Source organism: Arthrobacter sp. 2RAF6, assembly GCF_052115205.1.
Classification (GTDB): Bacteria; Actinomycetota; Actinomycetes; order Actinomycetales; family Micrococcaceae; genus Arthrobacter.
This window is the reverse complement of record NZ_JBFRGF010000040.1, coordinates 18,341-32,930: the sequence shown is the minus strand read 5'-3', so window position 1 is coordinate 32,930 and position 14,590 is coordinate 18,341. Positions and strand designations below refer to the sequence as shown.

Genomic DNA, 14,590 nt, shown 5'->3' with positions numbered 1-14,590 from the left:
CAGTCTCACCTGTCCAGCACGGCTTTGAGGAACTGCCGGGTGCGTTCGTTTTGCGGCTCCGACATCACCTGCTCGCTCGGGCCGATCTCCAGCACGCCGCCGTTGCCCATCACCATGATGCGATTCGAGACGTCTCGCGCGAAGTGCATCTCGTGGGTGACCACGAGCATGGTCATGCCCTCGTCAGCGAGGTCACGCATGACGGCGAGAACCTCGAGGCCGATCTCGGGATCGAGGGCCGATGTGGGCTCGTCGAAGAGCATGACTTTCGGCGACAGGGCCAGGGCCCGGGCAATGGCGATCCGCTGCTGCTGCCCTCCCGAGAGGCGGGCGGGGTACGCCTTGGCCTTTTCGGGGAGGCCGACCCGCTTGAGCAGCATTTCCGCGACCTCCTGCGCCTGCTCCTTGCTCGCACCCAACACCTTTCGCTGTGGCAGGGTGATGTTCTCCATGACGGTGAGGTGAGGGAACAGGTTGAAGCTTTGGAAGACCATTCCGGTGACGCGGCGAAGGTGGTCCAGGCTGGCCTTGTCCGGCAGCTTCCCACCGGCAACAACCTGGGCTCCACCGATCGCGATTGTGCCCTCGGTTGGCGTCTCCAAATAGTTCAAGCATCGCAGGAACGTGCTCTTGCCCGCCCCCGATGGCCCGATGATCGAGACCACTTCGCCTTCGTTCATCACCAGGTTCACATCCGACAACACACGGCTTGCGCCATAACTCTTGCCGAGCCCGGAGACCACGACCTCCCCGGAGAGCGCAACCGGGGGAGCTTTCGTACCAAAACTTAAGCCCATTTTTCGTTTCCTTCGGGTAGTGGGCGCCTGTAACCCTGAGATGGGTCCCGCGCGGTGCCGTGCTCTGCACGCCCGGACGGTTTGCTCAGTGCGTGGACAAGTTGTCGTATTCCCCACAACAACTTGTGCTCTACATCACTTTATCCAGCAGACCCCGGCTTGTCTAGATCTGTGATCACATCTTGGGTAGTGGTCTATGTCACACACGTAAGAGACCTCGTTTGGCTGACTTGAAGAGGCCTGAGGGGCATTGGTATGTGGTCAGGCCTATCTGGCCGGCCCCCGTGGTGTTCCGGTGGACTAATTCGCGGCGGCTACGGAGGTTCGGATGAGTGATGCAACTCGCGCTGCTTCCGTGTAGGCCCCGTGCGTGCCGGCCGTCTCGGAGGTGTAGTCGCCAGCAAAATGGAGCAAGCCCACAGATTCCTGCAGCTCGGGAAGCGCCGCAGCACGGTCCGGATCCAGCAGTGCGAAGCAGTGTTCCCAGGTTTGGGCATGTAGGCCGATAATCCTGCCCCTGAGTTCCGGGGCAACAGTAAGTACGGCCTCAACCCATTCGGCAATCCGCGCTTCATCCTGTTCAAAGCCGGGTTGGAAACCGGCCGAGTTCCCGTAACAGGTCAGTTGGAGGATCTTGGCCTTTGAAGTGAATTCGGTGCCGCCCGGGACCGGATTGATGATTGCATCAAACGGCATTCCAACCGTGGTGATGAACGACCAGTTTTGATATTGGGGAAGACCTTCGATATCGGCCGCGATGTTGAGCGTGGTGCTGCCGGGCGTCGCCACCTTGTCCAGTGCTTCCGTTTTCCATGCGGGCAAGCTCTTGGCCAGCCTGGGCACTGCTGGGGCCGGAACGGCAAGAACGACCTGCCGCGCCCAGAGTGTTTCCTCACCTGCAGGACCCAGGACGGACACTCTGTATGCGTCTTCTATGGGGATGAACGCTACGTCCGTGACATACGTGTTCAAGCGGACAATGTCCTGTGGAAGACGGTCCAGGATGGCTCGGGGGATGGCCTGCATCCCCTCCAAAGCAAACAGCCGGTTGTTCTTTTCCCGGGCAAGGTAACTCGCAAAGTAGCGTAAGGCATATTTGGCTGATAGCCGCATCGGGTCACCTACCGCGCCGCCGCGAATCGCGGTGGCCACGATGTCGCGGACGGCCGGCTGCAGACCGCGGACTCGGTCCGCCACCGTTTCATCGGCAAGGTGCTTCAGGTCGTTCCGGAGAGCGCCGTTGCTGGTACTTTTCGCGTACTCCTTGAGCGAGCCGTCAATGAACTCCTTGAGTTCGGCTTTCTCGGATTCGCTCAGGTTCAGCCTGGCAATCAGGTCCTCGTTGGTATCTGCGACGACAGTGCGTCCGTTGACGTGGATGCCGTACGTATCAGGGTGGAACGGCACCGTCTCCAGCCCTAATTCGGCGGCGATTTCTTCTGTTTTCGTATCCCTGTAGATGAACATGGCACCAGAGTTGGCGGAGGTTCCCGCCAGTGAAACGGTGCGCGACCGACCACCAACATCCGGGCCCGCTTCGAGCACGTGGACATCCAGCTTGAGGTCGCGGAGGTAGTAGGCCGTTCCCAGTCCTGCCGCGCCCGCGCCGACTATTAGTACATCGAGCATTGCTTAACCTTCCCTATTACTACTAAAACCGTTGGTTCGACGTACCGGAGCCGTTTCATCTTGGCCAAGTCCGCCCTGAGGTCCGCTTCCTTGAGCGCTTTCTGCGGCGTGGTCGTCCGGATGCGATTCACGTCACAAGATACCCATATGTGATCATGTCAACAGCGTGTCGTCAATAGATATATTAGATTCGTCCTAAACCCGCGCTTACGTATGCGCTCAGGCCGCAGCTCACACCGACAGGATCACCAAGGGCGAAAGGGGTATTGCTTGCGCGTCGCGACGGAGAGATCCAAGCGCACCGCGGTCGGTGCTTTGGCCTCGGTTTCGATTCGCCTGGGACGCTTCGGCCCAACCTGCCAACGCTTCACGCGGGAGCTCCTATAGACTGACGTCTCCGAACTGAATAGGCCCCTGACCCTATATCTTCTGAAGAAGGCTGCAAATGACTGGTGACCGCATGGGGACCATGACGCTCCAGAACGCGGGCACCTTGGGACAAATCGCCTACAGGGAACTCCGCGAAAAGTTAATCACTCTCGAGATCCCGCCTGGCCACCCGTTGAACGAGGTCCAGCTTGCCGCTTCGCTCGGCGTCGGCCGGACAGCCATTCGTGAAGCGCTGACCCGGCTTGAGTGCGATCATCTCGTCGCTTCCTATCCCCGCAAGGGGACCTTCGCCACCATGGTGGACCTCGCCGAACTGGCCGAAGTTTCAGAAGTCCGGATGCTCCTTGAGCCCCTCGTCGCCGGACGGGCGGCAAGAACGGCCACCCCGGACCTCCGGAACGAACTTTCGCAGCGTGCCGCATTCTTGGAACAGCTGGATCCGGCATTGGATCAACGTTCTCTGATGCAGCACGATATGGCCGTGCATCGTTTGATTTACCGAGCAGCGGGTAGTTCCGGACTAGAAGAAATACTCGTCCGCTACGACAATCTGGCTACGCGCATTTGGTGTTTCCTTCTCGACAAGCTCCCCCCTGTATATGAGGAAATCAAAGAAAACGCTATCCTGCTCCGGGCAATAGCGAGTGGCGATGATGAACGGGCTTCCTCGCTCGCCCTTGAAAGCATTGCTGCGTTTGATGCAACAGTCCGCAAGGTTATCTGAGCGGTTGGGGGCGTGGCACCTTTGACCTTCGAACAGGCGGGGAAGCTTCGTCGTTCGGCTATAGGTTCCTCGTTTAGCGGGCTTTGGCGGCACGTCCCTGGCTTACTGCGTTTCGCTCAAGTTGGAGAGCTCGCAAATCGCATCGCAGGACCAGAAGCTGGGTAGGGCACTCTCGGAGTCTTCGGTTGTAGAAGGCGACCGGTCGAGACCGAATTCGGCATAGCTATTTCGTTCACGGCGGGCGTATGAATATCCTCAGGGCCTGGGCTGTCTGGGATTGGATCAGGGTCGAAGGTACCGGGCTCACACGAAGAAACTCCCTCCATGGATGTTGCTGTCTCCGCGCAAAAAGAGGGTGTGTACAACATACGCACTTTGTCCATCGGACTGGGCCGTACCGGTGCTGGATCGGACCGTACTCGGTACGTTTTCGGGAGTTCCCTGTGTTTCCGCGGGCGGGAAGGCGGTTCGAGTCCCACCTCGGGCACAGTGTTTTCGCAGGTCAGAGCGGTTTTTGGGCCTCTGAGTGCGGAAATTTGGTGTTTTTGTCTACCCGCCGGGGTTGATTTCCTTGTCTTCGGTTTTCTGCTTACGCTGTGGTGGATCTGGCTTGATCGGCGCTTGCTTGTCTATGGCGCGTTGCAGACCGGGCATCATGACGTGTGTCTAGCGGGGTGCCGGCTTCTTTTCTACGGGTAGTGTCTTGCGCAGTGCGTGCTGGTTGCTCTGTTTGTGGGAATCTGCCAAAAAATAGGCTTCGAGGCTGGCGTGTTACTTGTGTGAATCTCTTCAGTCGCCTATAACGTATCCGTTGTCACCTATATTCAGGTGACCGTCGGGGGACACCTTTAGCTACGGATAGCAGTATCGCGTGATCAACTGCGGCACCCCGCTGTACTTGAGCGTTGTACGAATTGAGGGGTGCTAGTGACTGCAGAGGCCGTCGAACAAAAAACTTCTTATCCGTACATGTCGCCGTCAGTGTGGACGTCATTGCGAAGAGTCTTCTTCAAGCAAGTGCCCAGCAAGGTCACTCTGACCTATTTGTCTTCCATCCTCTCCATTACCGAGAAGACTGCAAAGAATATCCTTCCGCAGATGCGGAACGTCGGCCTCATTGACCAGAACGGCGTGCCCACCGACCTTGCCCAAGACTTCCGATTTGAAGAGACCTACCCCAAAGTGTGCGACACGATTCTTGAGTCGCTATATCCCTTGGAAGTCCGGGAGATCTTCTCCTCCGGGGATGCCGACCCTGCAGCCGTTGCCAACTGGTTCATGCGTCACTCAAAGTCAGGCCAGGCCAGTGCGAACGTGGTTGCAAAGTTCTACCTGCACCTAGTCGCCAAGGAGCCACTCCCTGAAGACGTGAAACCTCGGACTCCTCGCGCAACAGCCAAGCAGACAACCAAGCCAGCTGCACCCGCGAAGAGCGACCCAGAGAATCTTACAGAGAAAGCTGATATACCAACGGAGCCATTTGCGCCGGTGCGGCCCCAAGCTAACGGCCAATCCCACCCTGCCCCGCAACAGCAGTCGGGACCGAGCCTTCACGTGGACCTCCAAGTCCATATCGACTCCTCTGCTTCCGCAGATCAGATTGACGCAATCTTCGCGAGCATGGCTAAGCATCTCTATGGACGGTAAGGAAACTTTCAAGGCATTACTGGCCGCCACCCAGCAGATAGCCGACGCGAATCCCAAGAAGATAACGGGACCATCAACACCCTTGGTGACTCAGGATGTGAGCAAGAGTGATATCCCTTCAAAAGAGGCAGAGCTACCGGATGTACCGTTGAAGGTTCTCGTTAGCTGGGCTCACCGTGGCGAGGACTGGTCCTCTCAGCAGGAGAAGGACTGGGAGCAGTTGGTGATGGAGTTTACAACTGCTCTCAGAAGCATGGGGATAGATGCAGACATAGACCTGTTCCACAGCCACGAAGACGGAGCCGACTGGACTCGATTCGGACAAAATGCCGTTCGAGAAGCTGACTATGTCCTGGTGGCGATTACGGAGGAATGGGCGCAGCGTTGGTCTGGAACTAACTCGCCTCATGTTGGAGCAGGAGCGGCTGTAGAGGCCGACACGCTCAGGGGTCTGTTCATCAAGAATCAGTCCGAGCTCCAGAAGAAGCTGAAACTGGTAGTGCTTGGCGACCAGAGTCCTCGTTGCATTCCTGAGGACATGGCGCGGTTCACCTACTTCAAAATAGACGTGGATAACCTTGACAGTTTCGAAGACCTGCTACGAACACTGACAAGTCAGCCCTATTACGAGAAACCCGACCTTGGAGAGGTTCCCATACTCCCACCGGCGATTCGGCAGGGTTTCACGAAGAAGGCCGCCAGAATAGCCACACATGACGATCTTGCGGATTATGACGCCGTGCGTGAAGAGATAGCGACCCTAGAAACAATGCAACAACGCAGGAAAATACCCAGCGTCGAAGTTCAACAGCGTTTGGAAGTCCTGCGAGCAGTGTTGAACGCCATGAGTAATTGATTAATCTCACCGCATGCTCCTCTAGGAATTCACATGACAGGCTCATCAGAAGACACCCCGACTGAACAACGGTCGTATTGTGGCATCTTCGGCGGGTTCGAAGCATATCGGACTGCCACCCGAGACGGGGCGCGGTCCTGCGAAGGCCGGTCATGCAGCGCGGCGGCGGATGTGCAATGAACGGCGACAAAGGTCAGCGGCGAACGGGGAGATCGGTATGGTTGCCTGGTGGGTCGTACGAAGCCCAGATGCCGGCGAAGTTCGCACCGGCATTTCCTACCGCGATCGGCGCCGGCCGGGCTCGTGGTCCTCGGCCACCTTCCGGCGCCGCTGCACGGCACAAAAGAGGCAAGGTGTGCACAATGTGCACACCTTGCCCGTCGGACTGGGCCGTGTGATGTCTCGGGACATGGGTGACAGTTCTGTGTCAGGACATCGGTGACATTTCTTGTATCAGGACATTGGTGACGGTTGCGGGTTGTTTCACGGTGCGTCCGGGGGGCTTGCCGTTTCCGACTGTTTTGGTCCCGGCCGGCGGGTAGGGGTAGGAGGTGATGCCCTGGTCATCGAAGAACTGGATTGTCTCGGGGGTCCCAGAGCGCGTGGATGGCCTGCCGGGCGTAGGGTCTGCCGATCATGTAGACCACGCTGTTGATCGTGACTCTGCCGTTGGGGTAGGCGGTGCGGGTGGCCTGTCCGATGCCGCGGGTGCCGTCCCGGGTGGGGGCCGTAGCGGGTTTGGGGTGTGGTGGCTCGGCGGCCGGTGTGGCGTCCCATGCTTGCCGCGGGGTGATCCGCCCGGGCAGGCCCTGGTGCGGGCGTTCGGTGTTGTAGAGCTTATCGAACGCGTCGACCTGCTCTTGGAGCTGTTCAAGGGTCGCGGCGAGGGGTTGTTTGTCCAGGAACCGGAACAGGGTCTGATGGAAGCGTTCGTTCTATCCCTGCGTGGTCGGTTTGTACGGTTTCCCGGTGATCGCTTCGATCCCCAGGGAGGTGACTTAGGTGAGGAGCTGGCCCTGATGGCCTCGCCGTGAAGGGTTCAACGCGGCCCCGTTGTCCGTGAGCAGTTTCCGCGGCACACCGTGCGCGGTGATGCCCTTCTTCACCACCGCGATCGCAGCCTCGGATGTTTCCCCGGCGGCGACGTGGGAGGCGACCGCGAAACGGGAATGGTCATCGATGAGCTGGAAGATCACGCATTTACGGCCACCGGTGAGGACGTACTCGGTCCCGTCCAGCTGCCACAGACAGTTCGGGGCGGGGTAAACGAACCGGCGATACGCGGCCCGGGGCTTCTTCCGCGGCTCCAGCCTCGCGACACCGCTCTGACGGAAGATCCTGGCCAGCGACGCGACCGAGGGCACCGGCTCCAGGCCCATGGACTTCATCCTCTCGAACACGCTGATCGGTCCGTGGTCCAGTCCCGAGCGCTCCAACGCCGCCCGCACCCGCGGTGCCTGCTCCTTGGCCTCCTCACCGATCCTGGACGGGCTCGTGCGCGGCCGGCGGGACCGCGGTTCCAACGCCGCGGCAGGGCCCTCGGCCCGGGCCCGGCCCAACAACACGTAAAACGCCTTACGGGAGATGCCATGCTCGGCACAGAACGATGTCACGGCACCACGCCGCGGATCATCCGGCCACTGCGAGATCGCTAAACGGACACGAGGATCAACAGGCTCAACTCCACTCATCCACCCATCAGAACGGCAGAAGTGTCACCACCACGAACCCCGGAAGCGTCACCGATGTCCTGATGCGGAACTGTCACCAATGTCCAGAGACATAACACGTCGGACTGGGCCGTCTTCGGTTTCGGGTTTGGTATACCGGCGTCGGATGGGGCCCGATCGGGGAGTTTTTCGGGGGAGCTATGAAGCAGACTTTGCCAGGCACCGCAACCGCATCGGAGACCTGCTGCTCCTTCCGAAACAGTTCAACGCGAGCTACAACGACGACCCCTTCGAGAAGAAGCTGCCGCACTACTTTGGTCAAAACCTTCTGGCGGCCAGCTTCAGGCCGTTGAGCTACGAGAAAACCCCGGCTTTGTATCCTTCGTCAAGTCCAGTGGGCTCTCGTTCAAGGCTCATCCGCAGTTCAAAGCCGTTGATGTGATCGAGCGAGGCAACCTGTATCGCGACATCGCCAAGCAGGTCTGGAACCCCGACCACCTCTATGCTGTCGCAAAGGACGAAGGCTGACGGGCGCGGTTCTGGCGTAATCCGCTTGGACTCAGCACGTGGTGCCCGAGTTGAAGTCGCTGAAGGAGCACTACTACAGAGACGATCCCGCAGAATAGTTGCTTTTGCTGATATGCAACCTGGCTCGGTGAAGTAGGAGCGCGCGGATCAAGCGTCCCTCCACGGACAGTCCGACCGGTGCTGATCACCGCTCGGCGTGGCGAGGATTCCCGATGGGGTCCGTCGGCTGGACGGCTGAGGAGCGCTGACGTGATCCCAACATGAGACATGAAAACTCGCAACTTCGCCCGTTTAGATTTGTGGAGCTTGCTGTGTCGATCCGTAGACTTCTCATCAATACGGTCGCTTCTTTGGGGGTAAGTTTGGGAGTCATTGACGACTTCGTAAGTGAATACGAACGGCAGTTCGACTTTTGGGAGGCATCGGCCCGCACGGCTCGTGGCCTGCTGGAGACGGAACTTGCCAGCTCGGGCCTGCGCGCCATAGTGACGAGTCGGGCCAAGTCCGTTGATCGACTTATTGAAAAGTTGCATGCGCGTGACCGCGAGAGGCCGTATAAGTCCGTTGCGGAGATCGGCCCAGATATCGTTGACCGCGCTGGCGTGCGCGTGGCGCTCTACTTCCCTGGGCAAATGGATGAAGTGGAGCAGGTCATTCGAACGACGCTTGATGTGCAGAAGGACAAGCATTTCCCCTCTAAGAGAGACTCAGATGATAGGACGGCTCGCGCACCTGAGCCTGACATGGCTAGCGGTGGCGGCGCGCAGACAGTGCCGGCCGCTTCGGCCCACCGGCAGCGATTTTCCGGTTACGGTGCTCGACACTTCCGGGTCAACATCCCGGAGTCGCGTTTAAGCGCAGGCCAAGAGCGCTACGCGTCGGCCCTCGTTGAAGTCCAAGTGGCGTCTGTACTTATGCACGCGTGGTCTGAGGTCGAGCATGACTTGGTGTACAAGCCGCTGGAAGGCGAGCTTTCGTCTTCGGAGTACGCGCTTCTTGACCAGCTCAACGGTCTGGTGCTAGCTGGCGAGATTGCCCTCGAGCAACTTCAGCAGGCTGGAGATGCGAGACTAGCTGTCGCTGAGACACCGTTTCGAAACCACTACGAACTAGCTGAGTTTCTCCGGACGCGCCTATCGGCGCTGGGTACTGACCTTACCGATGCGACTTTGGGTCGGATAGACGTGCTCTTCGACTACCTAGCTGAGCAAAGTTCGGCGACCGCCTCCTCAGTGACAAAGTACCTCGATCTACTGGAGAGAGATTTCGAGGGACGGCCCGTCGCTGCTCAACTCGCGGATCTCATGCTCTCCGGTGATGAATCGCGCTACAAGGCGTACTTGAGCGCAATGGCGGCTTCCCGCCATCCGTCAAATCGGCGCCGTACTACTGCTGAAAATTTGAAAGCCGGCTCACCGGAGAAGCTGGCCCTCGGGGAGTTCGTCACTGCGTGGGTGCTCTTCGAAACTCTACTGAAGGATATTGCCGAGGTCGAAGATGAAAGGTTGGCAGCTTTGCCGACACTATTTCGGCGGCTTCGAGAGCGAGGACTGATTTCGCCGGAGGAATATAGGGAATTGGACTCGATGCGTCAACTGCGTAATCGAGTGTTCCACGGGAGGGTGGGGGCGTTCTCGCCGGAGCTCTTGCGGGATGCGGCGGAACTGTTGCACGGATTGACGAAATCAATTCAGCAAAAGGCACGCGAGAGCTGAGTCCCTCGCCCACGTGGATAAATGCGGTGATTGCTGCGTCATTGCGGGCGTTCTCCGGCTAAACCAAAGGACTCTGCTTCCCTTAGCCTCGGTTAACCGGTCTGTCGTTGCCAGTGACGCGATTCTTGATCTCGCGGCCGAGAGGAGTCACTGCTTCCCACTCGGGGGACTCGCCCCAAGGTACCTTTTTCCGTGAACCAATCGATATGCAAGTTAAGCCCGAACCTGCGGCCGTCCTTAAATCCCCCGCCCAGGCTGGCCTGGTCTGCCGCTGCCTCGACCCCGTCTCCTTCTGAACCTACGCGGCCTTGCCTGCGATTAGCTTGATCCAATTCGCGCATCTGTAGCACGGCGTAAAGTTGGCGAGTATGCGAGCAAACCCTGGTTGAAGGGTTCACTGGTCGCACGCTGGCCGACAGGCGTCGCCCAAGCCAGAACCCAGATGCTTCCCCGACATCATTAAAGAACGTTGCCTCTGCGGCGACGACGCGGAACTGGGCTGGTTTGCACTTTCGAGGCCGGAGGCCTTCCTGTCGGTAGTCTTTGCTCTATGGGGGAACTTGAAAACGAAGACGCGAAAATGTGGCGGTGTGGCGACCTGTGGTCGCGGCCGATCGGGGTCGACGCGAACGTCACCCGTCAGCTCATGGTCCCGGCTGGTGGGTTTTCGACTGTGTCAGGCATCGACGGTGGGATGCAAGTGTCCAACCGATACGGGATCTGGCCGGCGTCGCCCGCAGACCAATCGATCTCCATCGACGGTCCTTGGCTCAAACTGCCCGTAGGAACGAAGATCGGCGACCGCGTGCGAGGCGCCGTGTGGAGCAATTCCGGCTCGCTACAAAGTCGGGCTCCAAGCGAAGTCCTGGATAGTTACCGCGGAGCACTTCGACTCGAAGAGCCTGCTGAAAACGAGGTTGGGCTTCGGTCGCCTCAGCTGGGTGCAATTCACGCTGTACTGGGATACTGGACGACCAAGCGCGCTGAACCTGCGACCGTCGTCATGCCAACGGGGACTGGAAAGACCGAAACCATGCTTGGTCTGTTGGTCGCAGCAAGGCCCGGGCGTTTGCTTGTAATTGTGCCGTCCGATGCACTGAGAGAACAGATTGCGGGAAAGTTCGACCGCCTCGGGATCCTACAGGAGTTCGGCATCGTGGCTGCTACCGCGCTCCGTCCGGTTGTTGGCCGGGTCGGTCATGGATTCTCCTCCGAAGAGGGCGCGACGGCGTTTGCGCAGGCTTGCAACGTCGTTATCGGCACTCCGGCCGCTATCCAAGCGTCCACATCTGAAGCGAGGGCGGCATTCTTGTCCCAGTTCAGTCATCTGTTTGTCGATGAAGCCCACCACGTGGCGGCCTCAACCTGGGCTGATATTCGTGCAGCTTTCGCGAACAAGCCAGTGGTGCAATTTACGGCGACGCCGTTTCGTGAAGATGGCCTGCATCTGCAAGGCCGCGTCATCTACTCGTTTCCGCTCCGCGAAGCACAGACTCAGGGATACTTCTCACAGATTGACTTTAAGTCGGTCGTCGACTTCGAGATTCCTGATGCGGCTCTCGCACGGGAGGCCGTCGCGCGCTTGCGCGCTGATCTTGAAGCAGGAAAAGACCATGTACTCATGGCAAGAGTCAGAAGCATTCCTCGGGCCAAAGCGATCCTGATGATCTACAAAGAAGCAGCTCCTGAATTCAGTCCGGTGGTCATCCACAGCAAGCTGAGCGCAACGGCGCGGAAGGCCGCCGTTGGGGCGTTGATGGATCGATCCTCCCAAGTGGTGGTCTGCGTCGACATGCTCGGCGAGGGTTTTGACCTGCCAGCCTTGAAGATCGCAGCAGTCCATGATCCGCATAAGAGCCTGGGCGTGACGCTCCAGTTCATCGGACGGTTCGCCCGGACGTCGTCCGGGGACGAATTCGGTGACGCTGCGATGTTCGTAGCCCGAACAGAGCTCGAGCCAGATCCACGCCTCAGGAGCCTGTATGCCGAGGACGCAGACTGGAACTTCATCCTCCGGGACATCTCCGAGGCAGCCGTCGACGAGCAACAGCAAATCAGTGACTTTGAAGCCGGCTTCGGCAGCGTCCCAGAAGAGGTCGCGCTCCGATCTTTGCTGCCAAAAATGAGCGCCGTCGTCTACCGAGCGCCGTCACCTCAGTGGCACACAGATGCAATCTCGAAATACTTTGGCGAGCACTCACTGCTCACGAAACCAATCGGGCTTAACGCGCAGGCCGGCGTCGCTTGGTGCGTAGTCGAACGCCGAACCCCGGTTCGATGGGGCGACCTTAAGACACTCGACGAGGTCGGCTACGAGCTGTATGTGCTGTACTTTGACAGCGCGCGGAAGCTTCTCTACATCAACAACTCTGCTAACGACGGACTCTTTGAGGAATTGGCAGAGGCTGTGCTCGGTTCCGGCGCGGTGCGCTTCAACGGCACCCAAGTTTACCGTGTCATGGGAGATATTCAGCGCCTTGTACCAACGAACGTCGGCGTCCTGGATGCCCGCAGCCAATTCCGGCGATTCTCAATGCACGTCGGTTCCGATGTCACCGAGAGTTTTACCGCGGCTGAGGCCGGGACGAAGACCCAGACGAACATCTCCGGTTCGGGCTTCCGAGAAGGCGAGCGCGTCAACATCAGCGCCTCTCAAAAGGGCCGGATTTGGTCCCACTCCACTGCCACAAGTCTGAAACAGTGGTGCGATTGGTGCGATGCCATTGGCACGAAGCTCTTGGACGAGATGGTCACCATAGAGCACATCATTGGCAACTTCATCCTTCCTGAACAATTGAAAGGCCGTCCGGAAGGCGTGCTGCTAGGGGTCGAATGGCCATGGGAGCTACACGCTCAAAACGCCGAAACGATGCGACTCAGATATGCCGATAAGACCGTCGAGGCCGTCTACTGCGACCTTATCCCCGACACATCGAGCTCCGCAGGTCTTTTCAAGTTCACCATTTCAAACCGTGCTTGGAACGTTGCATACGTGGCCACCGTCAGCCCCGAGGGGGCCATATCGTACTCGTGCGCCGGAACCGAAGAGATCCAGGTGACTCGACAGCGTTCGGAGCTACCGCTCAGCACTTGGCTAAACCAGAATGGCTTGGTTTTTCTTCTGAATGACGACCGCATGATCGAAGGCGGGCTTCTATACCGGCCGAAGTGGAACCGCGCTCCGTACGACCCCGGAAACCTCACTGTTGTTGATTGGGCAGGAACGGACATCAGGGTTGAATCGCAAACTGACAAGAAGCTCGACAACTCAATTCAACACCGCGTAATTCGTGACCTCCTCGACGAGGCCGCAAGCTGGGATGTAGTCATTGATGACGATGGCCCGGGGGAGATGGCAGACGTTGTGGCGATGAGGCTGGACGACGAAGGACTTCTCGTGCGTCTGATTCATTGCAAGTATTCAAGCGGCCCTACGCCTGGTGCACGAGTAGCCGACCTCTACGAGGTCTGCGGCCAGGCTGAGAAGTCGGTAGCCTGGCGGCGCAGCGACCTTGGGCCATTTTTCAAGCAACTCGCACGGCGCGCCCAACTAAAGCATCAGCGGACCGGCACAAGCCCATTTGAAGTCGGTGACGCCGCCGGGCTGCTCCGCCTTCAGGCAAAAGCGCACGTCCACCGCCGTCGGATGGAAATCGTCATCGTCCAACCTGGACTGAGCGCTTCGCAGCTGAGCCAACAACAAGCCGACCTGCTCGCCTCGGTCGAAACTTACATCAAGACCACGATCAACGCTCCACTTACCATTTGGTGCTCAGCCTAACGATCAGAAGCCTGGTCTGCACGAAGGATCGCCCACGCTGCGGTACCGCTTTGGTACCATTGGTCCATGGCTATGAATCTGCGTGTTCCGGAAGACCTCGATCGCCGGCTGGAGAAGCTTGCCGCCGAGGAGCACACGTCCAAGTCCGCGCTTTTGCTGCAAGGGGCGGAACTGGTTCTGCAGCGCCATGCCCGCCGCCGCGAAATCAGCGAGGGGCTGGACTTTGTGATGAGCCACGATGCCGAATTGCTTACCCGCCTTGAGGACGCGTGACCGCCTACCTGGACATTGAAGACGCACTCCAGGTTGTCGACCGGTATGGCTTCCATATCCGTGACGTTGGCTTGCTGGCTTCGGCCTTGGCTCGGCCCGAGACAACTGTGATGGGGTCCGAGGCGTATCCGGACTTGGCGGTGAAGGCGGCCGCACTGTTGGAGTCGGTCGCTCGGTTCCATCCGCTGATTGACGGCAACAAGCGTACGGCGTGGGCGCTCATGGTGTTGTTGCTGTGGATTAACGGCTACCGTCATGACTTCAATACTGATGAGGGTTTCGACCTCGTTATGGGGGTCGCGGCAGGGAAAGTTGAATTGAGGGATTCCGCCGCCGTGATTTTGAAGCATTTGGTGCCTCGCTAGCCCGGTCCGAACCCCCTCAAGAACGGCCTGTGCACAATGTGCACACTCTGCCCGTCGGACCGGGCAGTACATCGGCCGGATCGGGCCGTACTCGGCATGTTTTCAGAACTTCCCAGTGTTTCCGGGGCCCGGAACCCGGTTCGAGTCCCACCTCGGGCACAGTGTTTTCGCAGGTCAGGAGGCTATTTGGCCCCTGAGTGTTGACAAAACTTGAC

11 protein-coding genes are annotated in these 14,590 nt (G+C 58.9%); 7 read left to right on the top strand and 4 right to left on the bottom strand.

Annotation, left to right across the window (positions count from 1 at the left end):
• Nucleotides 1-5: 5 nt before the first annotated feature.
• Both AB4Z38_RS21365 and AB4Z38_RS21360 read right to left on the bottom strand, forming a co-directional pair.
• Entirely contained in the window at nucleotides 6-797 is a 792-nt protein-coding gene (locus AB4Z38_RS21365) for an amino acid ABC transporter ATP-binding protein (RefSeq protein WP_441431558.1), read from the bottom strand.
• Nucleotides 798-1,097: 300 nt separating this feature from the next.
• The gene (locus tag AB4Z38_RS21360; RefSeq protein ID WP_441431557.1) at nucleotides 1,098-2,426 is read right to left on the bottom strand and encodes a flavin monoamine oxidase family protein; all 1,329 of its coding nucleotides are present in this window, start codon (nucleotides 2,424-2,426) and stop codon (nucleotides 1,098-1,100) included.
• A gap of 445 nt (nucleotides 2,427-2,871) precedes the next feature.
• On the opposite strand from AB4Z38_RS21360, the gene AB4Z38_RS21355 reads away from it, so the two are divergent.
• From AB4Z38_RS21355 to AB4Z38_RS21345, 3 genes are all read left to right on the top strand, one after another.
• Nucleotides 2,872-3,540 carry a GntR family transcriptional regulator gene (locus tag AB4Z38_RS21355; RefSeq protein ID WP_441431556.1) on the top strand — a complete coding sequence of 223 codons (669 nt, stop codon included), beginning with the start codon at nucleotides 2,872-2,874 and terminating at the stop codon, nucleotides 3,538-3,540.
• 927 nt (nucleotides 3,541-4,467) lie between these two features.
• Nucleotides 4,468-5,187 carry a DUF5343 domain-containing protein gene (locus AB4Z38_RS21350; RefSeq protein WP_441431555.1) on the top strand — a complete coding sequence of 240 codons (720 nt, stop codon included), beginning with the start codon at nucleotides 4,468-4,470 and terminating at the stop codon, nucleotides 5,185-5,187.
• Nucleotides 5,177-6,043: a hypothetical protein gene (locus AB4Z38_RS21345; protein ID WP_441431554.1), complete on the top strand. Its 867-nt coding sequence runs from the start codon at nucleotides 5,177-5,179 to the stop codon at nucleotides 6,041-6,043. The genes AB4Z38_RS21350 and AB4Z38_RS21345 overlap by 11 nt, the downstream gene beginning before the upstream one ends.
• Nucleotides 6,044-6,606: 563 nt before the next feature.
• Here AB4Z38_RS21345 and AB4Z38_RS21340 read toward each other — a convergent pair.
• Nucleotides 6,607-6,945 (bottom strand): integrase core domain-containing protein, encoded by a 339-nt coding sequence (locus AB4Z38_RS21340; RefSeq protein WP_441431571.1) that lies wholly within the window; start codon nucleotides 6,943-6,945, stop codon nucleotides 6,607-6,609.
• Between the two features lie 96 nt (nucleotides 6,946-7,041).
• The gene (locus tag AB4Z38_RS21335; protein WP_441431553.1) at nucleotides 7,042-7,656 is read right to left on the bottom strand and encodes a DDE-type integrase/transposase/recombinase; all 615 of its coding nucleotides are present in this window, start codon (nucleotides 7,654-7,656) and stop codon (nucleotides 7,042-7,044) included.
• Between the two features lie 896 nt (nucleotides 7,657-8,552).
• Here AB4Z38_RS21335 and AB4Z38_RS21330 point away from each other — a divergent pair.
• The 4 genes from AB4Z38_RS21330 (at nucleotide 8,553) to AB4Z38_RS21315 (ending at nucleotide 14,375) form a co-directional block, all read left to right on the top strand.
• On the top strand, nucleotides 8,553-9,956 hold the full coding sequence (locus AB4Z38_RS21330; protein ID WP_441431552.1) for a hypothetical protein: 1,404 nt from the start codon (nucleotides 8,553-8,555) through the stop codon (nucleotides 9,954-9,956).
• A gap of 550 nt (nucleotides 9,957-10,506) precedes the next feature.
• Nucleotides 10,507-13,737: a DEAD/DEAH box helicase gene (locus AB4Z38_RS21325; RefSeq protein WP_441431551.1), complete on the top strand. Its 3,231-nt coding sequence runs from the start codon at nucleotides 10,507-10,509 to the stop codon at nucleotides 13,735-13,737.
• Nucleotides 13,738-13,803: 66 nt separating this feature from the next.
• Nucleotides 13,804-14,010 carry a ribbon-helix-helix protein, CopG family gene (locus AB4Z38_RS21320; RefSeq protein WP_223941739.1) on the top strand — a complete coding sequence of 69 codons (207 nt, stop codon included), beginning with the start codon at nucleotides 13,804-13,806 and terminating at the stop codon, nucleotides 14,008-14,010.
• Entirely contained in the window at nucleotides 14,007-14,375 is a 369-nt protein-coding gene (locus AB4Z38_RS21315; RefSeq protein WP_441431550.1) for a type II toxin-antitoxin system death-on-curing family toxin, read from the top strand. The genes AB4Z38_RS21320 and AB4Z38_RS21315 overlap by 4 nt, the downstream gene beginning before the upstream one ends.
• Nucleotides 14,376-14,590 lie beyond the last annotated feature (215 nt).

What these genes read in the sequence shown, in the direction of transcription:
- AB4Z38_RS21365 (WP_441431558.1), bottom strand. Translation starts at nt 797, where the DNA reads ATGGGCTTAAGTTTTGGTACGAAAGCTCCCCCGGTTGCGCTCTCCGGG.
- AB4Z38_RS21360 (WP_441431557.1), bottom strand. Translation starts at nt 2,426, where the DNA reads ATGCTCGATGTACTAATAGTCGGCGCGGGCGCGGCAGGACTGGGAACG.
- AB4Z38_RS21355 (WP_441431556.1), top strand. Translation starts at nt 2,872, where the DNA reads ATGACTGGTGACCGCATGGGGACCATGACGCTCCAGAACGCGGGCACC.
- AB4Z38_RS21345 (WP_441431554.1), top strand. Translation starts at nt 5,177, where the DNA reads ATGGACGGTAAGGAAACTTTCAAGGCATTACTGGCCGCCACCCAGCAG.
- AB4Z38_RS21325 (WP_441431551.1), top strand. Translation starts at nt 10,507, where the DNA reads ATGGGGGAACTTGAAAACGAAGACGCGAAAATGTGGCGGTGTGGCGAC.
- AB4Z38_RS21320 (WP_223941739.1), top strand. Translation starts at nt 13,804, where the DNA reads ATGGCTATGAATCTGCGTGTTCCGGAAGACCTCGATCGCCGGCTGGAG.